24 protein-coding genes are annotated in these 20,367 nt (G+C 66.6%); 12 read left to right on the top strand and 12 right to left on the bottom strand.

Annotated elements, in window-relative coordinates; all coding sequences use genetic code 11:
* Positions 1-125 precede the first annotated feature (125 nt).
* From ASE79_RS00235 to serS, 3 genes are read right to left on the bottom strand one after another with little or no spacing between them, the layout of a single operon-like run.
* A complete protein-coding gene (locus ASE79_RS00235) occupies positions 126-1,253 on the bottom strand; it encodes a M23 family metallopeptidase (RefSeq protein WP_056410574.1) in 1,128 nt (375 codons plus the stop codon).
* Positions 1,253-2,017, bottom strand: coding sequence for a 5'/3'-nucleotidase SurE (gene surE, locus ASE79_RS00230; protein WP_056410573.1), 765 nt, complete (start codon positions 2,015-2,017; stop codon positions 1,253-1,255). The genes ASE79_RS00235 and surE overlap by 1 nt, the downstream gene beginning before the upstream one ends.
* Entirely contained in the window at positions 2,017-3,294 is a 1,278-nt protein-coding gene (serS, locus tag ASE79_RS00225; RefSeq protein ID WP_056410570.1) for a serine--tRNA ligase, read from the bottom strand. Before serS ends, surE begins: the two co-directional genes overlap by 1 nt.
* A gap of 144 nt (positions 3,295-3,438) precedes the next feature.
* Here serS and ASE79_RS00220 point away from each other — a divergent pair, with 144 nt between their 5' ends.
* The 5 genes from ASE79_RS00220 to ASE79_RS00200 all read left to right on the top strand — a co-directional run bounded on the left by ASE79_RS00220 (position 3,439) and on the right by ASE79_RS00200 (position 6,381).
* Positions 3,439-3,879, top strand: a complete 441-nt coding sequence (locus ASE79_RS00220) for a host attachment family protein (protein WP_056410566.1) — start codon at positions 3,439-3,441, stop codon at positions 3,877-3,879.
* A gap of 87 nt (positions 3,880-3,966) precedes the next feature.
* On the top strand, positions 3,967-4,263 hold the full coding sequence (locus ASE79_RS00215) for a hypothetical protein (protein ID WP_082444973.1): 297 nt from the start codon (positions 3,967-3,969) through the stop codon (positions 4,261-4,263).
* A 21-nt stretch (positions 4,264-4,284) separates the two neighbouring features.
* Positions 4,285-4,851: a hypothetical protein gene (locus ASE79_RS00210; protein ID WP_056410559.1), complete on the top strand. Its 567-nt coding sequence runs from the start codon at positions 4,285-4,287 to the stop codon at positions 4,849-4,851.
* 579 nt (positions 4,852-5,430) lie between these two features.
* A complete protein-coding gene (gene dksA / locus ASE79_RS00205) occupies positions 5,431-5,901 on the top strand; it encodes an RNA polymerase-binding protein DksA (protein WP_056410556.1) in 471 nt (156 codons plus the stop codon).
* A 150-nt stretch (positions 5,902-6,051) separates the two neighbouring features.
* Positions 6,052-6,381 carry a PilZ domain-containing protein gene (locus ASE79_RS00200; RefSeq protein ID WP_162236977.1) on the top strand — a complete coding sequence of 110 codons (330 nt, stop codon included), beginning with the start codon at positions 6,052-6,054 and terminating at the stop codon, positions 6,379-6,381.
* A 132-nt stretch (positions 6,382-6,513) separates the two neighbouring features.
* On the opposite strand, the gene ASE79_RS00195 is transcribed toward ASE79_RS00200, so the two are convergent.
* Positions 6,514-6,669, bottom strand: a complete 156-nt coding sequence (locus ASE79_RS00195) for a YdcH family protein (RefSeq protein WP_082445084.1) — start codon at positions 6,667-6,669, stop codon at positions 6,514-6,516.
* A gap of 238 nt (positions 6,670-6,907) precedes the next feature.
* On the opposite strand from ASE79_RS00195, the gene ASE79_RS00190 reads away from it, so the two are divergent.
* Entirely contained in the window at positions 6,908-7,090 is a 183-nt protein-coding gene (locus ASE79_RS00190; protein ID WP_235516700.1) for a YdcH family protein, read from the top strand.
* A 172-nt stretch (positions 7,091-7,262) separates the two neighbouring features.
* Entirely contained in the window at positions 7,263-7,721 is a 459-nt protein-coding gene (locus tag ASE79_RS00185; RefSeq protein ID WP_056410547.1) for a DUF1465 family protein, read from the top strand.
* 12 nt (positions 7,722-7,733) lie between these two features.
* Here ASE79_RS00185 and ASE79_RS00180 read toward each other — a convergent pair whose 3' ends face one another.
* From ASE79_RS00180 to paoA, 4 genes are all read right to left on the bottom strand, one after another.
* On the bottom strand, positions 7,734-8,693 hold the full coding sequence (locus tag ASE79_RS00180; protein ID WP_055877391.1) for an NAD(P)H-dependent flavin oxidoreductase: 960 nt from the start codon (positions 8,691-8,693) through the stop codon (positions 7,734-7,736).
* Between the two features lie 90 nt (positions 8,694-8,783).
* Positions 8,784-10,976 carry an aldehyde oxidoreductase molybdenum-binding subunit PaoC gene (paoC, locus tag ASE79_RS00175; RefSeq protein WP_056410544.1) on the bottom strand — a complete coding sequence of 731 codons (2,193 nt, stop codon included), beginning with the start codon at positions 10,974-10,976 and terminating at the stop codon, positions 8,784-8,786.
* Positions 10,977-10,981: 5 nt separating this feature from the next.
* On the bottom strand, positions 10,982-11,932 hold the full coding sequence (locus ASE79_RS00170) for an FAD binding domain-containing protein (protein ID WP_056410541.1): 951 nt from the start codon (positions 11,930-11,932) through the stop codon (positions 10,982-10,984).
* Complete coding sequence (gene paoA / locus ASE79_RS00165; protein ID WP_056410538.1) at positions 11,929-12,573, bottom strand: aldehyde dehydrogenase iron-sulfur subunit PaoA; 645 nt, start codon at positions 12,571-12,573, stop codon at positions 11,929-11,931. Before paoA ends, ASE79_RS00170 begins: the two co-directional genes overlap by 4 nt.
* Positions 12,574-12,681: 108 nt before the next feature.
* On the opposite strand from paoA, the gene ASE79_RS00160 reads away from it, so the two are divergent.
* Positions 12,682-12,882 carry a hypothetical protein gene (locus tag ASE79_RS00160; protein WP_056410535.1) on the top strand — a complete coding sequence of 67 codons (201 nt, stop codon included), beginning with the start codon at positions 12,682-12,684 and terminating at the stop codon, positions 12,880-12,882.
* A 154-nt stretch (positions 12,883-13,036) separates the two neighbouring features.
* Here the strand turns inward: ASE79_RS00160 and ASE79_RS00155 are convergent, their stop codons facing one another.
* On the bottom strand, positions 13,037-14,452 hold the full coding sequence (locus ASE79_RS00155; RefSeq protein WP_156359462.1) for a dihydrolipoyl dehydrogenase: 1,416 nt from the start codon (positions 14,450-14,452) through the stop codon (positions 13,037-13,039).
* Between the two features lie 103 nt (positions 14,453-14,555).
* Between ASE79_RS00155 and ASE79_RS00150 the strand changes: the two genes are divergently transcribed.
* From ASE79_RS00150 to ASE79_RS00140, 3 genes are all read left to right on the top strand, one after another.
* Positions 14,556-15,182, top strand: a complete 627-nt coding sequence (locus ASE79_RS00150; protein ID WP_056410529.1) for a glutathione S-transferase family protein — start codon at positions 14,556-14,558, stop codon at positions 15,180-15,182.
* A 216-nt stretch (positions 15,183-15,398) separates the two neighbouring features.
* Entirely contained in the window at positions 15,399-16,478 is a 1,080-nt protein-coding gene (locus ASE79_RS00145) for a LacI family DNA-binding transcriptional regulator (protein WP_056410526.1), read from the top strand.
* The gene (locus tag ASE79_RS00140) at positions 16,479-17,969 is read left to right on the top strand and encodes an MFS transporter (RefSeq protein WP_056410523.1); all 1,491 of its coding nucleotides are present in this window, start codon (positions 16,479-16,481) and stop codon (positions 17,967-17,969) included.
* A 40-nt stretch (positions 17,970-18,009) separates the two neighbouring features.
* On the opposite strand, the gene ASE79_RS00135 is transcribed toward ASE79_RS00140, so the two are convergent.
* Genes ASE79_RS00135 through ASE79_RS00125 form a run of 3 tightly spaced genes read right to left on the bottom strand, consistent with a single transcriptional unit; the run spans position 18,010 to position 19,677 of the window.
* Complete coding sequence (locus ASE79_RS00135) at positions 18,010-18,579, bottom strand: DUF1190 domain-containing protein (RefSeq protein WP_056410522.1); 570 nt, start codon at positions 18,577-18,579, stop codon at positions 18,010-18,012.
* A gap of 10 nt (positions 18,580-18,589) precedes the next feature.
* Positions 18,590-19,003 (bottom strand): DUF350 domain-containing protein, encoded by a 414-nt coding sequence (locus tag ASE79_RS00130; protein WP_056410519.1) that lies wholly within the window; start codon positions 19,001-19,003, stop codon positions 18,590-18,592.
* A gap of 32 nt (positions 19,004-19,035) precedes the next feature.
* Positions 19,036-19,677: a DUF2491 family protein gene (locus tag ASE79_RS00125; protein ID WP_056410515.1), complete on the bottom strand. Its 642-nt coding sequence runs from the start codon at positions 19,675-19,677 to the stop codon at positions 19,036-19,038.
* Between the two features lie 245 nt (positions 19,678-19,922).
* Between ASE79_RS00125 and ASE79_RS00120 the strand changes: the two genes are divergently transcribed.
* Complete coding sequence (locus tag ASE79_RS00120; protein WP_056410511.1) at positions 19,923-20,357, top strand: YjfI family protein; 435 nt, start codon at positions 19,923-19,925, stop codon at positions 20,355-20,357.
* The last annotated feature ends 10 nt before the right edge of the window (positions 20,358-20,367 follow it).

Genomic DNA, 20,367 nt, shown 5'->3' with positions numbered 1-20,367 from the left:
CGACTAGCATGCGCCTCCCGGTCCGTCATCCCGGCGAAAGCCGGGATATTCATGGGGCGGGTGCTGCGGCTCGAACGGGGAGATCCCAGCGTTCGCTGGGATGACGGTCAGGGGGAAGGACGGAATCAGCTCCGCGGCAATTGCGAGGTCGGGTCGACGGGGGTCCGCCCCTTGCGGAGTTCGAAGTGGAGTTCAGGGCGGTCGGCGAAACCGGTGTCGCCCGACAGCGCAACGGTCTGGCCGCGCTTCACGCTCTGCCCGCGTTGCACCAGCAGCTTCGATGCGTGGCCATAGACGCTGGTCCAGCCGCCGCCATGCTTGATGATCACCAGCCCGCCGAGCGCGGCGATTCCGTCGCCGACATAGGCGACGACGCCATCCGCTGCCGCGTGGATCGGCGTCGAGATCGGCACCGCGATCTTGATGCCGTCGTTGCGTTCGCCGCTCGCACCCGGGCCAAAGCGCTTCACGACCCTGCCGTCGACCGGCCACAGGAACCCGCCGCTCGCGAGGCGCGCCGGCGCGGTGACGACGGCGTTCGAGGGCAGTACGCGGCGCGGCGTCGCGATCGGCTTGGCGGGCGCCTGGTTGCTGGCAAGCGCGGGCTCGCCGCCGGTCAGGATGTCGTCGATGTCGAGCGAGAAGGCGCGGGCGCGTTCCGCCGCGCTCGGCCTGCCGCCACCGGGCGCGTCGGGGATCAACACGCGCTGGTCGGCGCGCAGGACATAGGGCTCGACGAGCGCGTTGGCGGACACGATCCGCGACCATTCGACGCCGTAGGCGCGCGCGATCGCGATCCCGGTCTCGCCGCGACGGACCTGGTGGTAGCGGCCGCCGGGGATCGTCAAGCGCTGGCCGGTGCGGATCGTGTAGGGCGTGTCGAGATCGTTCGCGCGCGCGATGGCCTCCAGGCTCGCGCCGCTGCGATCGGCCACGCGGCGCAGCGTGTCGCCGGGCTGCACGACATAGGTCGAATCGGGGATCGTCTTCGCATCGGCGCTCACCGGACGCGCTTCCCAGGCGGGGCGCGGGGCGGGGAGGGTCGTGACCTCGCCGGTGTCGCGTCCCGGAATATCCTGCGGCGGCGTATCGTCACGGCGCGGCGGCGGATCGTCGCGGCGCGCAGGCGGCACGCGGTACGGGCGCGTCGGCGCGGTGCCATAGCCCGCGGGACGATCGGCATGCGGAATGCACGCGGCCAGTCCCAGCAACGGCAGCGCCGCTGCCGAGACGAGCGCACGTGCACATCGCATCAACGATAGGCCCGTTCGAGCAGGTCCATCGATTCGAAATGCGTCAGGTCGAGATGCAGCGGCGTCACCGAGACATAGCCGTCGGCAACCGCTTCGAGATCTGTCGCGTGCGCGGGCGTCTCGACCGTGCCGGACAGCGCGAACCAGTGATACTCATAGCCGCGCGGATCGGTGTTGGTGACGATCTGCAACCGGCCGTAATCGCGCAGGCCCTGGCCGACGACTCGCACGCCCTTGACCGCATCGGCCGGACCGGCGGGGAAGTTGATATTGACCAGCGTCCGCGGTGCGAGCGGCGCGTCGAGCAGCGGCCGCAGCACCCGCTCGCCCCATGCCTTCGCCGCTTCGAACGGTACGCTGTCGCCCATGCCTTCGCGGCTGTAGAGCTGGCTCAGCGCGATCGAGCGAACGCCGGCGAGCGCACCCTCCATCGCCGCCGACACCGTGCCCGAATAGGTCACGTCCTCGGCAAGGTTCGCGCCGCGGTTGACGCCCGACAGGATCAGGTCGGGCGGGCTGTCCTTCATGATCTTGGCGAGCGCCATCATCACCGCATCGGTCGGCGTGCCCGCGACGGCATAGCGCTTCTCGCCATGCTTGCGAACGCGGATCGGCCGCGACAGCGTCAGCGAATGGCCCGCGCCCGATTGTTCGTCGGCGGGCGCGACCACCCAGATATCGTCGGACAGCGTTGTGGCGATCGCCTCCAGCACCTTCAGCCCGGGCGCGTGATAGCCATCGTCGTTGGTGAGGAGGATCCGCATCAGCGCGTCGGCTCCAACAGCGTCAGGCCGCCGAGATAGGGCTGGAGCACCGCGGGGACGGCGACCGAACCGTCCTCCTGCTGGTAATTCTCCAGCACCGCGACGAGCGTGCGGCCGACCGCCAGTGCCGAGCCGTTGAGCGTGTGGACGAACCGCGTGCCCTTCTCGCCCTCGGGACGATAGCGTGCGTTCATCCGGCGTGCCTGGAAATCGGTGCAGGTCGAGACGCTGCTGATCTCGCGATAGCGCGCCTGGCCCGGCAACCAGACTTCGAGATCATAGGTGCGTGCAGCGGTGAACCCCATATCGCCGGTGCATAGGAGCATCCGCCTGAACGGCAGCTGCAACGCGTCGAGCACGCCTTCCGCACAGGCGGTCATCCGCTCATGCTCGGCCTCCGACATGTCGGGGGTGACGATCGAGACCATCTCGACCTTGTCGAACTGATGCTGGCGGATATAGCCACGCGTATCGCGGCCGGCCGCACCCGCCTCGGAGCGGAAGCACGGCGTCAGCGCGGTGAAGCGGAGCGGCAGTTCGGCCTCGCTCAGGATCTGTTCGCGGACGATGTTGGTGAGGCTCACCTCGGCGGTCGGGATCAGCCAGCGACCATCGGTGGTGCGGAACAGGTCCTCCGCGAATTTAGGGAGCTGGCCGGTGCCGAACACCGCTTCGTCGCGGACGAGCAACGGCGGCGAGACCTGTTCGAAGCCCGCCTCGGCGACATGATCGAGCATGAACTGGCCGAGCGCGCGCTGCAGCCGGGCGGCGGGCCCGCGGACCAGCGTGAACCGCGCCCCCGACATCGCCGCGCCGGTCTCGAAATCGAGGCCCAGCGCAGGGCCGATTGCATCGTGCTCGCGCGCCGCAAAGGCGAAGGTCGTGGGCGTGCCGCGGGTGTGAACAAGCACGTTGTCGTCCTCGCCACCGCCTTCGGGAACGTCGGCCGCAGGCAGGTTCGGGATCGCCGCCAGCAGGTCGCCGAGCTCGCCGCTCAGCCGCGCCTCATCGGCTTCCAGCGTCGGCAGCGCCTCTTTCAGGCTCGCGACTTCGGCCATCAGTGCCTGCGCCCTGGCCTCGTCCTTCTGCGCCTTGGCCTGACCGATCGCCTTCGACAGTTCGTTGCGACGCGTCTGCGCGGTCTGCGAGTCGGCGATCGTCGCGCGGCGCTGTTCGTCGAGCGTCACCAGCGATGCGGACTGCGGTGCGACACCCCGCTTGGCAAGGGCGGCGTCGAAGGCGGCGGGATCGTCGCGGATCAGGCGTATGTCGTGCATGGCGCAGGCTATGCCGAGGCGGGTGCGCAGGCGCAAGACGGCTCCATCCTCCTGGTACTCCCCCGGCAGGGCGAGGGTCGCAGGCAACCTCCGCGCGACGCGGCGCGTTCATCCACCATACGCAACGCGAAAAGGAGATATCGCATGCAGCTTCCTCACAACGCCGTGGTGCTCGTCGCCGATGGTCGGAAAATGCTGTTCCTGCGCAATGAGGGCGACAATGCGTTCCCCAATCTGATCGTCGAGGAAGCGCAGGAGCAGGACAATCCCGCGACGCGCGACCAGGCGACCGACTCGGCCGGGCGCGCCTCGTCACCGCAGGGCGGCGTGCAGAGCTCGGTGGAGCCGACCGACTTCCACCAGATCGAGGAAGATCGCTTCGCCGCCGACGCCGCCGCGATGCTCAAGAAGCGCGCCTTGGCGAACGACTATGAGACGCTGATCGTCGTCGCACCGCCCAGGACGCTCGGCGAATTGCGGAAGCATTATCACAAGGAAGTCAGCAACCGTCTTGCCGGCGAACTCGACAAGGACCTAACCGGGCACCCGATCAAGGATATCGAGAAGGCGCTAAAGGACGCCTGACCGAACGTAAAAAGGGCCCCGCGGGACATCTCCTGCGGGGCCTTTTCTTTGCCTAGTGTCGGCGCTTACGCGGCGACGGCCTTTCGGGTGGCGAAGCGCCGGCGCGCCACGAGTGCGGCGGCGGCGGCGCCGAAGAGCAACACCATCGGCGGTGCGGGTACGGGCGCGGGCGGGCCGCCGCTCGATCCCGTGCTGCCTCCCGAGCTTCCGCTGCTCGCGCTCGAAGCGCTGCTGGCACTCGACGCGCTGCTAGCGCTCGATCCGCTGGCGGAAGAGGCGGAGCTGCCCGACGAGGCGGAACTGCCCGACGATCCGTTCGAGCTCCAGCCACCGGTCGAGTTCCAGCCGCCGCTCGATCCCCAGCCCTTGCTGCTCGAGCCATAGCTCGATCCGTCATGGCCGGGCTTGCCGCCCGACGAACTGCCGCTGCTGGCAGACGATGCGGAGGAGGCCGACGAAGCCGACGACGCGCTGCTCGACGCGGACGATACGTTGCCGCTCGACGACGACGAGACGTCGCCGCTCGAGCCGCCTGAGGCAGAGGAGACGTTGCCGCTCGAGCCGCCCGAGGCCGACGAGACGTTGCCGCTCGAACCGCCGGAGGACGATGTGCTCGATATCTCGGCACCGCCGGTGCTGCTCGACGATCCGCCGGTTGAGGTCGATCCGCCGCTCGACGCGGACCCGCCGGTCGATGTCGATCCGCCGCTCGAGGTGGAGGAGATCACGATGCTGCCGCTCGAGCCGCCGCTGCCGCCAAAGCCGCCGCCGAACCCACCGCCGAACCCGCTGCCGAAAAAGCCGCCGCTGCCGCCCACGGCCAAGGGCGCGGCACCCGCACCGCCGCCACCGATATATCCGTCGCCGACGGGCGCGGGGATCGGGACCGGGGCGGCATTGGCCACCGTCACGACGGTGGGCGCGCAGGTCGTCCGCGTCGTCGTCGTCACGCGCCGCACGCGCGGTCGGTGAACTGCGGCGATCTGAGGGCGGGCAACGCGCTTGACGAGCATGCGCTTGGTATTGGCGGTTCGATTGGAGCTTTCCGCGACATGCACCGCGCCGCCGCCGATCAGGGCACCGCCACACGCACAGGCGCACAATTTGGCCAAGGCCATCCTCACCGACATATCGTCACTCTTTCGTTGCCGGCACCCTCGTGTTGCCGGATCCCCGTGTGCAATGTTTACGGCATCGCCATGCAGACTAACTGCAAAACAAACCGTTAAGTGCAAGAGCATTAACCATATCTGCGCGGGTTAATCACCTATTTACGTCGGCTTGTTCGCCGGGTTCACCCTTAACGTGCCGCCATGGGACATAAGTGACGCGGGCGTTCGTCCAGCGTTTGCCGGCCGGCAACGGCGCGTTTCCTCGGTGTGCGTGAAACCGCAAAATGAATTGGCGTAATATAATGTCGGATCTGGTTGTTTTTGCGCAAGCCGGGTCGCTTGTGATGATCTTCGCGCGCGACTATAGGCGCATTCACCATTTGGGGGCGGTCCTCGGAGATCAGCGTGGTTGATCCGACGGGGCCAGAGGGAGAGTGGTATGGCGACCGTAATGAATCGTATGGACGATACCGGGACTATCAATCGAAACGCTGCGAACGACAGCGACGACGAAAGCTATCGGCCCGATGCCGACGAACCCTTTATGAGCCTGAAGCAGCAGGCCTATTTTCGCGGGAAATTGCAGGCCTGGAAGGATGCGATCCTTCGGGAATCGCAGGAAACGCTGTCGCAGCTGCAGGTCGATTCGCTGCGTGAGGCCGATCTCACCGATCGGGCGTCGAGCGAGACCGACTGGTCGATCGAACTGCGCACGCGCGACCGGCAGCGCAAGCTCGTCTCCAAGATCGAGGCGGCGATCCGCCGGATCGACGAGGGCGAATATGGCTATTGCGAAGTCACCGGCGAGCCGATCAGCCTCGCCCGGCTCGAAGCGCGGCCGATCGCGACGATGACGGTCGAGGCGCAGGAGCGGCATGAGCGCAACGAGAAGGTCTCGCGCGAGGATTGATCCGCACGATCCCACTGCGCGCGTCACCAGGGTCGCATCGGTTGCCCGTCGTCGTTAAGCCATTTGGCAGGCTTTGGGGCCTAACAGGTGAGCCGGGCCACAATTATGCGGCCTCGATAACGCGGGACGATGATGGACAGGTGCGATCATATGACTGGCGGGGACCGGACTATAGATAGCATTGCGCCGGATTCGGCCTCGGCCGGTTCGACCGCGGGCAAAAGGGCGCTGCCGCGCGACAGCCTGCTGCTGGTCGGCCAGTGCCGACTCGGCGACGAGCCGGGCGCGCACGAGGTGCGCGTCCGCAATCTGTCCGAGGCCGGGCTGATGATCGAACTCGACATACCCGCCGACGTCGGCAGCCATGTTTGGCTCGACTTGCCCGGGATCGGAGAGACCAGCGGGACAGTGGCGTGGTGCGCGGCGGGGAGAATGGGGATCGCACTCGATGGGACGATCGATCCCAGGCGCGCTCGGTAGTCGGATTTAGCAACCACGCTGCTTATCGTTGCGAGAGGCGTGGGATGGGCAGCGCTTGGGCCGGACGGATGGGCGACCATTCCCCGGTCTTGTATCCGGGGCGTGGCCGCCTGGTATCCGCCGTTCAGCGCGTTACAGGCTGACGATCTCTTCCTTGAGTCGCAGTTTCTGCTTCTTCAGCTGCGCGAGGATGGCAGCGTCGGGCAAGGGGCGGTGGGTTTCCGCTGCGATTCGCTGATCAAGCACGGCGTGCTTGGTTTCCAAGGCTGTCTGATGCGTCGTCTGCACGATGGAGTACCTCCTGCATTCGGGTTGGGGGACGGAGTAAACCACCACGTCATCGAAATGTCTTTATCGGAAATGGACCAAATCGATTGGCCGACTGATTTGATGCGACGACCCGTGTGTTCGACGCATGCTACCCATGATGCGGCGCTTTAGCGCTCGCCAGCACGCGCCCATTTGCTAAGGACGCCGGTGACGGAGGATCGGCATGTATCTCAGGGACAGCGTGGACGAGGCTCAGATGCTGGTACGGCTGGACGGGATGCGGGTCGAGCATCGCGACCTCGACGATGCGATCGCGGCGCTCATCCTGTCGCCGGTCCCCGATCAGTTGCAGATCGCACGTCTCAAGCGGCGCAAGCTGAGGCTTCGCGACGAAATCGCCGCGTGCGAGGACATGCTGATCCCGGATATCATCGCCTGAACGACGAAGGCCGAGCGCTATTCAGAAGGCGTGTCGGGCGTCTATCGACAGCGCCGTTTGTCGGGGACCAGTCGGGCTAGATGCCTCATTTTGATACGTTTCGTACAATCGGCATCGCGTCACGGCTGTCATCACGCTGGGCTGCACCAAGCGGCTATGCCATCCCGGCGCGATGAGTGGTCTGTATGAATCGCAACTGCATCGGCGATTGGTCGATGCGCTGTACAGCGAAGCGATGGTGTTGGCGGATGAAGCGCGCACCTATTTCGACGAAGCGGGGCGGGGGGAGCGGGAGGCGCTGGACGCGATGATCCGTGTGAGTTTCAGCTGCGAGTCGCTGAAGGTCACGACCCGGTTGATGCACGTCATTGCGTGGCTGTTGACGCAGCGCGCGGTCGAGGCGGGGGAGTTGCAGCCGCGCGATGCGCTCGATCCGGTGCGGCGACTGGGCGATGCGCCGGTGACGGACCAGAGCCTGCTCGACGTGCTGCCGGTGCGCGCGCGCGCGCTGATCGAGGCGAGCAGCGATTTGCACCGCCGGGTCGGCCTGCTCGACCGGGGACTCGACGAGGTCGATATCGTCAGCCCGGTGCTGACCCTGCAGGGCCGCCTAGAACGCGCTGCGTTCTAGGCCGTCACCGGTTCAGAGCGCGAGGCGGGCGCGGGCGGCGCGATATTCGCGTTCGAGACGGTCGACCCGGTCGGCGACGCTCTCGACCTTGCTGACTGCGCCGATGCCCTGGCCCGAACCCCAGATGTCGCGCCAGGCCTTGGGCTTCGACCCGTTGCCGCCGCCGAAGTCCATCGTCTTGAGATCGCCCTCGGGCAGATTGTCGGGGTCCATACCCGCAGCCTCGATCGACGCGCGCAGATAGTTGCCGTGCACCCCGGTGAACAGGTTCGAATAGACGATGTCGGAGGCCTTGCCCGCGACGATGCCGTCCTTGTACGCCTGATCCGCATTGGCCTCGGTCGTCGCGATGAACGGCGAGCCGATATAGCCGAAATCGGCACCCATCGCCTGTGCGGCCAGCACCGCGTCACCCGTCGCGATCGAGCCCGACAGCGCGAGCGGACCATCGAACCACTGGCGGATTTCCTGGATGATTGCGAACGGCGACAGGCGGCCGGCATGACCGCCAGCGCCGGCCGCGACCGCGATCAGTCCGTCGGCGCCCTTTTCGATCGCCTTGCGCGCAAAACGGTCGTCGATCACGTCGTGCAAAGTGATGCCGCCCCAGCCGTGCACCGCGGTGTTCAGGTCTTCGCGCGCGCCGAGCGAGGTGATGACGATCGGCACCTGCCACTTGGCGCAGGTCGCGAGGTCGCTTTCGAGACGGTCATTCGACTTGTGAACGATCTGGTTGACCGCGAAGGGCGCGGCGGGCCGGTCGGGATTGGCGCGGTTGTGCGCGCTCAGCTCCTCGGTGATCCGGTGCAACCATTCGTCGAGCAGCGCCTGCGGCCGCGCGTTGAGGGCCGGGAAAGAGCCTACGATACCCGCCTTGCACTGCGCGATCACCAGTTCCGGGCCGGAAATGATGAACAGCGGCGAGCCGATGACGGGGAGTCGCAGGTTTTTTAGAATGGCGGGTACGGTCATGCCGGTTTTCTAGCGCAACGCAATCGCGCGCGCCAGAGCCGGTTTTGCCCTCCATCCGGCCGATGTTCCGGCCGGATGGAGGGCAGGGTATCAGACCATCTTGCCGATCACCTTGTCGAGCGTCAGTGGGTATTCGCGGACGCGGACGCCGCACGCATTGTAGACCGCGTTGGCGATCGCCGCGCCGACGCCGCAAAGGCCGAGTTCGCCGATGCCCTTGGCCTTCATCGGCGAGGACTTCTCGTCCAGCTCGTCCATGAAGAACACGTCCTGCATCGGAATGTCGGCGTGTGCGGGGACGTGGTATTCGGCGAGGTCGTGATTGACGAAATAGCCGAACCGCGTGTCGACGATCGCGTCCTCCATCAACGCCGCGCCGACGCCCATCGTCATCGCACCGATGACCTGGCTGCGCGCCGATTTCGGGTTGAGGATTCGCCCGGCGGCAAACGCACCGCTCATCCGGCGGACACGGATCTCACCGGTGGCCGAATCGACTCCGACCTCGACGAAATGCGCGCCGAACGTGGCCTGTGCATAGGTCTTGGTCAGATCGCCGAACTCGATCGAATCCTCGGCTGAGAGGCCGGCATCGCCCGCAGCGTCCGACAGCGAGACACTGCGGTTGCCCGACTTCACCTTGCCGTCCTCGAACACGACATCGTTCGAATTGAAACCGAGCTTGCGCGCGACCGACTCGCGCAGCGCCATGCAGGCGGCATAGACACCCGCGGTCGAGCTGTTGCCGCCCCACTGGCCGCCCGACCCCGACGAGGCCGGGAAGCTGCTGTCGCCGAGCAGCACGATGACCTTGTCCATCGGCACGCCCATCAGCTCGGCGACAGTCTGGCCGATGATCGTGTAGCTGCCCGTGCCGATGTCGGTCATGTCGGTGGCGACCGTCACCATGCCCTTCTTGTCGATGCCGACGCGGGCGCCCGACTTCATCGTCACGTTGTCGCGAAACGCCGACGCCATGCCCATGCCGACCAGCCAGCGCCCGTCGCGGACCTGGCCGGGTACGGGATTGCGCTTGTTCCAGCCGAAGCGTTCGGCGCCGGTCTTCAGGCAACCGACCAGATCGCGCTGCGAGAACTGGCGCGAGGGCTTTTCGGGATCGACTTGCGTGTCGTTGACGATCCGCAGCTGGACCGGGTCCATCTTCAGCTTCTCGGCCAGCTCGTCCATCGCCGCCTCCAGCGCGAGCAGGCCGACCGCCTCGCCCGGCGCGCGCATAGCATTGCCCTCGGGAAGGTCGAGCACGGCGAGACGAGTCGCGGTTAGGCGGTTGGCGCCGGCGTACAGCAGACGAGTCGCGTTTGGCGCGGTCTCCGGTCCGCCGCCGGGCAGATCGCCCGACCAGCTCTCATGCGCGATCGCGGTGATCTTGCCGTCCTTCTGCGCACCGATGCGCAGGCGCTGGATCGTCGCGGGGCGATGCGTCGTGTTGTTCATCACCTGCGGGCGCGCGAGCGCGAGCTTGACCGGCCGTCCGCCGATCGCGCGCGAGCCGAGCGCCGCCATCACCGCATCGCTGCGGATCCAGAGCTTCGAGCCGAAGCCGCCACCGACATAGGGCGACATCACATGGATGTTGTCCTTCGGGATCAGCAGCGTCTCGCTCATGTCGCCGACAGCCCAGGCGATCATCTGGTTCGACGTCCACAGCGTCAGCTTGTCGCCCGTCCACGCCGCGGTCGTCGAATGCGGCTCCATCATCTGATGGCTCTGATCGGGCGTCGTGTAGCGCTCGTCGACCTTCACCGCCGCCTTGGCGAACGCGCCGGCAAAGTCGCCTACGGCCGTGTCGGGGGTGCCGCTCTTGGGCTTGGTTGCCGAGCCCTGCGACGCGGCGAGATCGAAATTGCCCTTCGCCCGCGCATAATTGACGCGCAGCAGCTTAGTGGCGGCGCGCGCCTGCTCGAACGTCTCGGCGACGACGACGGCGACTGCCTGGTCGTAATGCTGGACGTCGGGGCCGGCGAGCATCCGCGCGGTGTGGTTCTTGGCCTTGCCGATCTTGCCGGCATTCTCATAGGTGACGACCGCGAGCACGCCGGGTGCCGCCTTGGCGTCGGCGACGTCGATGCTCTCGATCCGGCCCTTGGCGATCGAGGAACCGAGAATGTAGCCATAGGCCGCGTTCGGTGCGGCGTCGCTCCGCTCATAGGCGTAGTGCGCGGTGCCGGTCGTCTTCAGCTTGCCGTCGATACGATCGATCGGCTTGCCGAGCACCTTCATCCGGTCGGTGGGATTGGCGGTTGCGGGGGTATCGAATTTCATGGGCGTCAGGCCTTCGCGTCTTCGAACACGGCGCCGATGGTGCGTTCGACCAACGGCAGCTTGAACGCGTTCTGTGAGGTGGTGCGGGCGCCGGCGAGAACCGCCGCTGCGGTGGCCTTGGCGCCGTTGGGCATCTGCGCCTCGGCCGCCTCGACGCGCCAGGGCTTGTGCGCGAGGCCACCAAAGGCGAGTCGTCCACGACCGCCGGGCTGGATCACCGCCGCGACCGAGATCAGCGCGAAGGCATAGGACGCACGGTCACGCACCTTCTGGTAGATGTGCGTGCCGCCGATCGGATTGGGCAATGTCACCGCGGTGATGAGCTCACCCGGGGCGAGCGACGTCTCGATGTTCGGCGTCGCACCGGGCAGCCGGTGGAAGTCGGCGATCGGGATCGCGCGGGTGGCGCCGGCGGCGTTCACCGTCTCCACGGTCGCGTCGAGCACGCGCATCGCGACTGCCATGTCGCTCGGATGCGTGGCGATGCACGCCTCGCTCGTCCCCATGATCGCCAGGTTGCGGTTGAACCCGCCGATCGCGGCGCAACCGCTGCCCGGCTGGCGCTTGTTGCAGGGCTTGGTGGTGTCGTAGAAATAGGGGCAGCGCGTGCGCTGGAGCAGGTTGCCCGCGGTCGTCGCCTTGTTGCGAAGCTGTCCGCTGGCGCCGGACACCAACGCGCGGCTGAGCACGCCGTAATCCTTGCGGACACGCGCGTCGGCGGCGAGATCGGTGTTGCGGACGAGTGCCCCGACGCGGAGGCCGCCGTCGGCGGTCGGCGTGATCTTGTCGAGACCCAGGCCGTTGACGTCGATCAGATGCTGCGGCGTCTCGATCTGCAGCTTCATCAGGTCGAGCAGATTGGTGCCGCCCGCGATGAACTTGGCGCCCGGCATGCGGGCCGCGGCGCTCGCGGCCTCCTTGGCCGAGGTGGCGCGCTCATAGGTGAAGGCCTTCATGCCGTGCGCTCCGTGCCCGCGACGTCGTGGATCGCGTCGATGATGTTGGCATAGGCGCCGCAGCGGCAGATGTTGCCGCTCATCCGCTCGCGCAGTTCGTCGGTGCTGACGGTCGGCTGCGCAGCGATGTCGCCGGTAACGTGGCTGGGGATGCCTGCCTTAATCTCGCCGAGCGTGGCGACAGCCGAGCAGATCTGGCCCGGCGTGCAATAGCCGCACTGATAGCCGTCATGCTTGACGAAGGCGGCCTGCATCGCGTGGAGCTTCTCAGGCGTGCCGAGGCCTTCGATCGTGGTGATCTCCTCGCCTTCGTGCATGACGGCGAGCGTCAGGCAGCTGTTGATCCGGCGACCCTCGACGATCACGGTGCATGCGCCGCACTGGCCGTGGTCGCAGCCCTTCTTGGTGCCGGTGAGCTTCAAATTCTCGCGCAGCGCGTCGAGCAGCGTGGTCCGTGTGTCGACGTTGATCTTGGTCGTGCGGCCGTTCACCTTGAGCGTGACCGGCATCGTCGGCGGCGCGGGCTGCGCGCTGCCCTGTGTCTGGGCCTGCGCGGCAGGTGCCGCGGCCAGCGTAGCCGACGCGACACCGCCGGCAATCACGCCACGGCGCGATACCGGAAAACCTTCATCCTGATGCATATAAACCCCTGTATCTGCTAGCGTAACTCGCGAGGGCAGCCAAAGTTGCGCTGGTGCGCATTTGGTTCCGTGAAATCTCGGTCATGTGGTTTGCGATAGGGTGTTGTAATGCGGACGATTTCTTCCGGTGTTTCGGTCCGGCTTTATCATCTCGACGATAGCGGGGAGGGCGGAGCGGCGACGACGTTGTTCTACGGGCCCTTGAGCGAGGCGCTGGGGATCGCGGCGCGGCAGGAGGAGGATGTGCAGGCGGGGTTGTATCTGGCGACGGAGAACGACGTCGTCGCGTATCTGGATCTGGAGGGGTAGCTCACGAATGCGCCTTCGCCGATTTCACCACCCCGGCGAAGGCCGGGGCCCAATTGGGGGCGCATAGTAAAGGCGGGCTGCGCTTCGTTACGACCACCTTTCCAATTGGGCCCCGGCCTTTGCCGGGGTGGTGCAGTGGCCGCGTCGCGTCGGCTCAAGTCCCCGGCGTGAAGCCGTCGTCGCGATCCGGCGGGGTCGGGGAATGCACTTCGGCGCAGATTGAGCGGAGCGCGTCCTTCATCCCCTCCTCGAACGTCGGATGGTAGAAGGGCAAGTCGAGCACCTCGGTCGCGGTCCAGCCGCTCTGGATCGCCCAGGCGATCAGGTGCGCGCTGTGCTCGACCGCAGGGCCCGCCATCGTCGCACCTGTCAGGCGGCCGTCGCGGCGGTCGGCGTAGAAGCGCACCAGCCCGGCATTGCACGCCTCGACCTTCGCGCGGCCCTGATCGTCATAGGAGGCGGTGCCGATCACGCTGTCGGTGTCGTCGTCCTTGGCGATCTTGCCGATCACTGCGACGTTGGGATGCGTGAAGGTGATCGCGAACGGGACGGAGCGCTTGCCCGGCGTGACCTTGGGATAGCTGGCCGCATTGCGGCCCGCGATCATGCCCTCCGCCGACGCCTCGTGGAGCACCGCGCGATCATGATCCGCATCGCCGGCGATGAAGATCGGCGCGCTGCCGCACTGCATCGTGTTGGGATTATAGTCGGGCATGTCGTGGTCATCGAGCGCGAGCCCGGTCGTCTCGAGCCCGATGTCCTTGATCCGCGGCGGCCGGCCCGTCGCGACGAGCAGATAGTCGAAGCGCTTGCTGCCCGACTCCGACCCGGTCCAGGAGAGCGCGACGCCGCCGTCTTGGGGTTCGGCCTTGAGTTCGACGCCGAGCAGGATCGGCATCTCGCGCGACAGGATCGCGTGATACGCCTCGGCGACATGGGGGTCCTTCAGCCCGCCGATCGTCTCACCCGTGTCGAACACCATCGTCTTGACGCCAAGCCGCGCCATTGCCTGCGCGAGTTCGAGGCCGAGCGCGCCTGCGCCGACCACGCCGATCGAGCCGGGCAGGTCCTTCAGCTCGAAGATGCTTTCGTTGGTCAGCACGCGGTCGCGCACGGCGTCGAACATGTCGGGGATGGCGGGACTCGATCCGGTCGCGATCACGACGGATTTCGCGTGGACCTGGCGCCCGTCGCTGAGCGCAAGGATCGTCGCGCCTGCGAATTTTGCGCGTGCCTCGATCTTCACTTCGTCGGGCAATTTGTCGATCGACTTTTCGACGCCGGCGACGAACGCATCACGCTCTTTCCGCACGCGCGCCATCACCGCGACGCCGTCGACCTTGGCAGACGCGTCGACGCCGAAGACCTTGGCCTGGTCGACCGCGTGCATCGCATTGCCGGCCGCGATCAAGAGCTTGGAGGGCATACATCCCACGCTGGCGCAGGTCGTGCCGCCGAAGCCCTCGTCGATCAGCAGCGTCTTGGCGCCGTTGCGGCGCGCGCTACGCTCGGCGGCGAGGCCGGCGGTGCCCGCGCCGATGATCGCGACATCGCAGGTCAGGTTGGTCATCATGGTCTCCGTCGCCGGAGGATTCCGGGGATGCGGTCAACGAAACCTTCGATGCCGCCCAGCCGTTCCGAGTGGCAGCACATTCCCGTATCGAAGGACGCTTATGTTAACGCTGCACCATCTGAACTACTCGCGGTCGATCCGCGTGATCTGGCTGCTCGAAGAGCTCGGGATCGAATATGACCTCGTCAAATATGAGCGCGACGCGAACTTCCGTGCGCCGCCCGAGCTGAAAGCGATCCATCCGCTCGGCAAGGCCCCCGTGCTGGTCGATGGCGATCTGACGCTCGCCGAGAGCGCGCCGATCCTCGCCTATATCGACGAGCGTTATGGCGAGCGCCGCTTCTCGCCGCCGGTCGACAGCGATGCGGCGGCGGTGCATGACGAATGGCTGCAATATGTCGAGAGCTCGGCTGCGTTGCCGATCATGATGACCTCGCTCGGCAAGCGGATGGGCGGGCTGCCCGATGGCCTCGCCAAGTTCACCGGTCCCGAAGTGACCAAGACCCTCGACTATATCGGTGCCGGGGTCGGCGACGGCCCGTATCTGATGGGGGAGCAGCTGATGCTGGCGGACATCCAGATGTGCTATATCCTCGCGATCGCGGAAAGCGCCGGGTTGCTGGGCGATCATCCGGACGTCGCGGCGTATCTCGACCGGCTGCGCGCGCGCCCGGCCTTTGTCGCTGCCACCGAGATCGGCGGTCCGCTGATGGCACCCCGCCGATGAGCGGCGCTCCGTCATCCCGGTCGGCCCGGGATGACGGCCCCACTGCCCCCGAAGCCGGGCGGTGCATACGTATTCAGGCTGCAGTGTACCGGTACCACCTTGGTTCTGTGGCTGTTTTGCCACGCTCGGCGGGGTGACGATGTTGACGCCCGCGCGGTTCTGGCGTGATGCTGACCCACGGCCATCCCACGCGCAGAGGGGCCCTGGACCGCGAGGATGCTGGAGGACCCGATCGTCGTGAATGCCGCTGTCAAGTCTTCCAGCCGATCCGGCGGCAAACCGACCTCTTTCGACATCGCGCAACTCGCCGGCGTTTCGCAACCTACCGTATCGCGCGCGCTGCGCGGCAGTTCGACGGTCAACCTGGCGACGCGGCAGCGGATCGAGGCGATTGCGCGACAGCTGAACTACACCGTCGATCGCAGCGCCTCGAACCTGCGCAACGGCACGACCAAGACGATCGCGCTGCTGCTGTTCCGCGATCCGACCCCCGACGAGACCGTGGTCAACCCGTTCTTCCTCGGCATGCTCGGCGCGATGATGGCGGCGTGCGGATCGCATGGCTACGACCTGCTCGTGTCGTTCCAGCAATTCTCGAGCGACTGGCATACCGATTACGAGGACAGCCACCGCGCCGACGGGCTGATCCTGCTCGGCTATGGCGATTACGCCGATTACCGGTCCCGGCTCGAGACGCTCGTCGCGCAGGGGACGCATTTTGTGCGCTGGGGCTCGGTCCAGCCGGGGCAGCCGGGGCTGACGATCGGGTGCGACAATATTGCGGGCGGCGCGGCGGCGGCGCGGCACCTGCTCGAACGCGGGCGGCGGCGGATCGCGTTCCTGGGCAGCGCCACCGATCATTATCCCGAGTTTCACGACCGGTATCGCGGCTATGTCGCGGCGCTGGGCGAGCACGGGCTCGCGGCGGATCCGAAGCTTCAGGTCGAGACGATCTCGACCGAGGAGGATGCGACGCAGGCGACGCGCGAGCTGCTTCGCCGCGGTGTGCCGTTCGATGCGATCGTCGCGGCGAGCGACCTGATCGCGCTGGCGGCAATGCGCGTGCTGGCGGGGGCCGGGATCAACGTGCCCTATGACGTCGCGATCGTCGGGTTCGACGACATCCCCGCCGCCAGCCTTGCCAATCCGCCGCTGACGACGATCGCGCAGGATAGCGGGCTGGCCGGGCGGCGGCTGGTCGAGATGCTGCTCGCGCGGATCGGCGATCGACCCGTCGAGAGCACGGTACTGCCCACGCAATTGGTGATCCGACGATCATCGGGTGAAGGACGCTGAATGGCCGTAATGGGTAGGGAGAAACCACGTCAGGGGTTCTGGGGGCTGTGGAACATCTCGTTCGGGTTTTTCGGGATCCAGATCGGCTTTGCGCTGCAAAACGCCAATGTCAGCCGCATCTTCCAGTCGCTGGGCACGTCGGTCGACGATCTGGCGTTCCTCTGGATCGCGGCGCCGCTGACCGGGCTGCTCGTCCAGCCGGTGATCGGGCATTATAGCGACCGGACCTGGGGGCGGCTCGGGCGACGGCGGCCCTATTTCCTGGCAGGGGCGATGCTCGCGACGTTCGCGCTATTGGCGATGCCGAACGCACCGGTGCTGTGGGTCGCGGCCGTCCTGCTGTGGATGCTCGACGGATCGCTCAACGTCGCGATGGAGCCGTTCCGCGCGTTCGTCGGCGACATGCTCGGCAGCCGCCAGCGCACCGCGGGCTTCGCCTTCCAGACCGGCTTTATCGGCGCGGGCGCGGTGATCGGCAGCCTTGCCCCGATCATCCTGACCGACGTGTTCCAGGTCGCGAACACCGCACCCGCGGGCGGGATTCCGCCATCGGTACAGTATGGATTCTATATCGGCGCGCTCGCCTTGTTCTTCGCGGTGCTGTGGACGGTGCTGACGACCAGCGAATATCCGCCTGCCGAGATGGCCGCGTTCGAGGACGAGGGCCCGGTTGCGCCGCACGACACGGTCGTCCGGTCGAACGCGAGGCTCGCGCCGGTCTGGATCGCGCTGGGTGCGATCGTGATCGCCGCGGTTGCGCGGTTCGGTCTCGACAAGCCGGTCTATCTGCTGGGTGGCGGGCTGGTCGCGTTCGGGGCGGCATTGCTGGCGAGCGCTGCGCTGGTGAGGTCGGGCAGGGAATCGAACGTTCTCAGCCAGATCGTCGGCGATCTTGGCACCATGCCGCAAACAATGAAGCGGCTTGCGCTCGTCCAGTTCTTCACCTGGTCGGCGCTGTTCATCATGTGGATCTACACGACGCCGATCGTCACGCAGCATGTGTTCGGCACGACGGACACGACCAGCGCGGCGTATAACGAGGGCGCGAACTGGGTCGGGGTGCTGTTCGCGGTGTATAACGGCGTGGCGACCCTGTGGGCGTTCGTCATGCCGGCGCTGGCGGCGCGGATCGGTCGACGCGATGCGCATATCCTCGGGCTGCTCTGCGGGGCGGCGGGGTTCGCGTCGTTCCTGGTGGTGCGCGACCAATATGTGCTGATCGGGCCTATGGTGCTGATCGGAATCGCGTGGTCGTCGATCTTGACGATGCCCTATGCGATCCTGTCGAACGCGCTGCCCCAGGCCAAGCTCGGCGTCTATATGGGGCTGTTCAACATCTTCATCGTGTTGCCGCAGCTGATCGTGTCGTCGTTGATGGGGCAGGTGGTGCGGACGTTCTTCCCTGGCGACGCGGTGTGGGCGATGCTGATCGCGGCCGGGGTGATGGGCGTCGCTGCGCTGGCGATGCTGCGGGTCGAGCGGAGCGCGTGACCGGGCTTCTGATCCTCCCTCGCTAGGGGGAGGATTAGGCTCAGCCGCCGAAGCCGCGGCCGCCGAAGCCGCCGCCGAACCCGCCGCGCGAGATCACCGAGCTGCGGGTCTGGACTCGTGCAGGCGCCCGCGCGGTCGTCGGGGTGAACGCATCCGAGCCGACGCGCGTGCGGCCGGTGACATAGTCGCGGTTGATCCGGCCACCGGCGCCACCGTAATAATTGCCGTCGCGGTCGCGGTACATCGGCGCGCCGCGATTGCCGAAGCCGCCGTTGAGCGCTTGCCCAACGAGGAAGCCGGTCAGCAGCGGCGTGAAGAAGCTGCCGCCATTGCCGTTGTTGCGGGGTTCGCACTGCGCGGCGCCAAACTGCTCCTCGCAGGTCTGCTTGTCCTCGAAGCGCGGCGCGGTCTTTGCCGCATCGGTCTTGGCCTGCTCGAACGCGGTGTCGCACTGCACCGCCGACAGCGCACCCGCCGCGCGGCATTCGGCCACCGAGGCATAGCTTTGGGCCTCGACCGGCTTGCCGCCGACATCGCCGTCGCACGCGGTCAGCGAGATGCCAGAGCCTGCGATCAGGCTGGTGAGGACGATCGATCTGGAACGCTTCATGGGTGCTTCCTCAGTTCGTCATGCAGGCGGCGTTGAGGATGCCGACGCACAGCGAGATGCTTGCCATATAGGTCGCCGCCGCGATTTCGCCGCGCTGGATCCGCGCGTTGAAATCGCGCATCACGAGACGCTGGACGACCAAAGCCGTGACGATCTGGATGACGCCGGCGAGCAGCGCCCAGACCGCGAATTCGGCCAGCGAGACGGTATGCGTGAGCGCCGAGGCGAGCGGCAGGACATAGCCGAGCAATGCCGCGCCCAGCGTGATCGCGGCGGCGGTGTTGCCCTCGCGGATCAGCGACTTCTCGTGATAGGGCGTCGCCACCTGATAGATGATCTTGAACGCGATCGTGAACACGCCCGCCGCGACGAACGCGATCAGAAAGGCGAGCGCGTTGGCGCCGAAGCTGTATTGGTCGATCATGGCAAGTCCCCCGGAGCCGTTCGCTCGTGACGCTAGGCCCTGAACTCGCCGAGTTCCAGTGCAACGCCCAGCATGATCTCGAACGAGACCTCGCCCGCCTCATTCTCCTGGTCGATCGCCAGCAGCAGTTCGCGGCCGTCGTCACCGGGCAGGTCGCGCCCGAACAGCATGCAGGTCTGGAAGATGCGACGGTCGACGATGCCGTCGCGGTCGTCGTGGAGATCTTCCCAGAACGTCACCGGTTCCTGCTCGCTCGCCTCGGGGCCGAACCAGAAGCGTCCATATTCGGGCAATCCCTCGGCGGTGAAGGTCCGCGCCTTGAGGCGGCTCTTCCATGCCGGGCGCTCGGCGGACGAGGAGGGATAGGCGCTGTCCCATGGCGCGAACAGCGTGACGTCGGTCACGTCCTGGCCCGCGCGGTCGTTCGACACCGCCTGGAACATGATGTCGTCGTCGGTGTAGAAACGGTGGACGAACCCGCCCTCGTTGAGGTTCACGAGCCCTTGCGCGACGATCACCAGCGTGTCGCGGTCGAACGGGAACAGCAGCTCGGACCCGAACCGGCGCCAGGCGAGCGGATCGACCGTCACTGTGCGCCCCAGCGTGACGTTGCGGACGACGGGCAGGGCGTTGTCGTCAAGCGCTGGCTTGCGGCCGAACAGGCGATCGAACATGCAATCCTCGTATCTTTGTTGACGGCCTGCATAGGGCAAAGCGGCCGGGCGAGCAAAGCGCAACCCCCCGTCATCCTGACGAAAGTCAGGACCCAGAGCCACACCCGCCGCGCTTCGTAACCCTGGATCCTGACTTTCGTCAGGATGACGGGAAACCGTGGGGTGGCGGAGTGGGGAGCGGGGATGGCAAGGGTTCGCGACACGTCCTATGTGTGCGTCACGCGACAAGCACGGGAGTTCTTGCATTGACCGATATCTGGACCGTCCGCAGCCTGAAGGCCGCGCTCGATACGTCAGAGCCCGCAAAGGCGGGAGAGTTCACCGCGCGGATCCTGGAAGGCGCGGACCCGGTATTGCTGGTCACGATGCACCAGCACGGCGATCTCGAGCTGTTCGTCAACGTCAGCGAGGCGCAGATCGCGTGCTCGACCTTGCTCTGGCCGTGCGACGAGCAGGAGAACCAGCAAGCGTTCAACACCTTCCTGCTGAAGTCGCAGAAGCTGGTGCCGCTGTCGAACTTCGGGATCGGCACCGTCGACGGTCGCGATTATTACGAGCTGTTCGGCGAACTGTCGACGTCGAGCCCGCTCGATACCGTCGTGATCGAGCTGCGCACGCTCGCCGAGAATGCGATCGATGCGGCCACCGACCTGCGCCACGCGCAGATTCCTGCCGCCTGATTTAGATACA

The sequence above is a fragment of the Sphingomonas sp. Leaf28 genome, from assembly GCF_001421685.1.
Taxonomy (GTDB): domain Bacteria; phylum Pseudomonadota; class Alphaproteobacteria; order Sphingomonadales; family Sphingomonadaceae; genus Sphingomonas; species Sphingomonas aurantiaca.
Note: the sequence above shows the minus strand (reverse complement) of the source record. Positions and strands in the feature narration are given on the sequence as shown.

Excerpts from the sequence above, each read along its gene's own strand:
- ASE79_RS00235 (WP_056410574.1), bottom strand. The coding sequence starts at position 1,253 with ATGCGATGTGCACGTGCGCTCGTCTCGGCAGCGGCGCTGCCGTTGCTG.
- surE (WP_056410573.1), bottom strand. The coding sequence starts at position 2,017 with ATGCGGATCCTCCTCACCAACGACGATGGCTATCACGCGCCCGGGCTG.
- serS (WP_056410570.1), bottom strand. The coding sequence starts at position 3,294 with ATGCACGACATACGCCTGATCCGCGACGATCCCGCCGCCTTCGACGCC.
- ASE79_RS00220 (WP_056410566.1), top strand. The coding sequence starts at position 3,439 with ATGCAGCTTCCTCACAACGCCGTGGTGCTCGTCGCCGATGGTCGGAAA.
- dksA (WP_056410556.1), top strand. The coding sequence starts at position 5,431 with ATGGCGACCGTAATGAATCGTATGGACGATACCGGGACTATCAATCGA.
- ASE79_RS00200 (WP_162236977.1), top strand. The coding sequence starts at position 6,052 with ATGACTGGCGGGGACCGGACTATAGATAGCATTGCGCCGGATTCGGCC.
- ASE79_RS00190 (WP_235516700.1), top strand. The coding sequence starts at position 6,908 with ATGCTGGTACGGCTGGACGGGATGCGGGTCGAGCATCGCGACCTCGAC.
- ASE79_RS00185 (WP_056410547.1), top strand. The coding sequence starts at position 7,263 with ATGAGTGGTCTGTATGAATCGCAACTGCATCGGCGATTGGTCGATGCG.
- ASE79_RS00180 (WP_055877391.1), bottom strand. The coding sequence starts at position 8,693 with ATGACCGTACCCGCCATTCTAAAAAACCTGCGACTCCCCGTCATCGGC.
- paoC (WP_056410544.1), bottom strand. The coding sequence starts at position 10,976 with ATGAAATTCGATACCCCCGCAACCGCCAATCCCACCGACCGGATGAAG.
- ASE79_RS00170 (WP_056410541.1), bottom strand. The coding sequence starts at position 11,932 with ATGAAGGCCTTCACCTATGAGCGCGCCACCTCGGCCAAGGAGGCCGCG.
- paoA (WP_056410538.1), bottom strand. The coding sequence starts at position 12,573 with ATGCATCAGGATGAAGGTTTTCCGGTATCGCGCCGTGGCGTGATTGCC.
- ASE79_RS00160 (WP_056410535.1), top strand. The coding sequence starts at position 12,682 with ATGCGGACGATTTCTTCCGGTGTTTCGGTCCGGCTTTATCATCTCGAC.
- ASE79_RS00155 (WP_156359462.1), bottom strand. The coding sequence starts at position 14,452 with ATGACCAACCTGACCTGCGATGTCGCGATCATCGGCGCGGGCACCGCC.
- ASE79_RS00150 (WP_056410529.1), top strand. The coding sequence starts at position 14,556 with ATGTTAACGCTGCACCATCTGAACTACTCGCGGTCGATCCGCGTGATC.
- ASE79_RS00145 (WP_056410526.1), top strand. The coding sequence starts at position 15,399 with ATGCTGGAGGACCCGATCGTCGTGAATGCCGCTGTCAAGTCTTCCAGC.
- ASE79_RS00140 (WP_056410523.1), top strand. The coding sequence starts at position 16,479 with ATGGCCGTAATGGGTAGGGAGAAACCACGTCAGGGGTTCTGGGGGCTG.
- ASE79_RS00135 (WP_056410522.1), bottom strand. The coding sequence starts at position 18,579 with ATGAAGCGTTCCAGATCGATCGTCCTCACCAGCCTGATCGCAGGCTCT.
- ASE79_RS00130 (WP_056410519.1), bottom strand. The coding sequence starts at position 19,003 with ATGATCGACCAATACAGCTTCGGCGCCAACGCGCTCGCCTTTCTGATC.
- ASE79_RS00125 (WP_056410515.1), bottom strand. The coding sequence starts at position 19,677 with ATGTTCGATCGCCTGTTCGGCCGCAAGCCAGCGCTTGACGACAACGCC.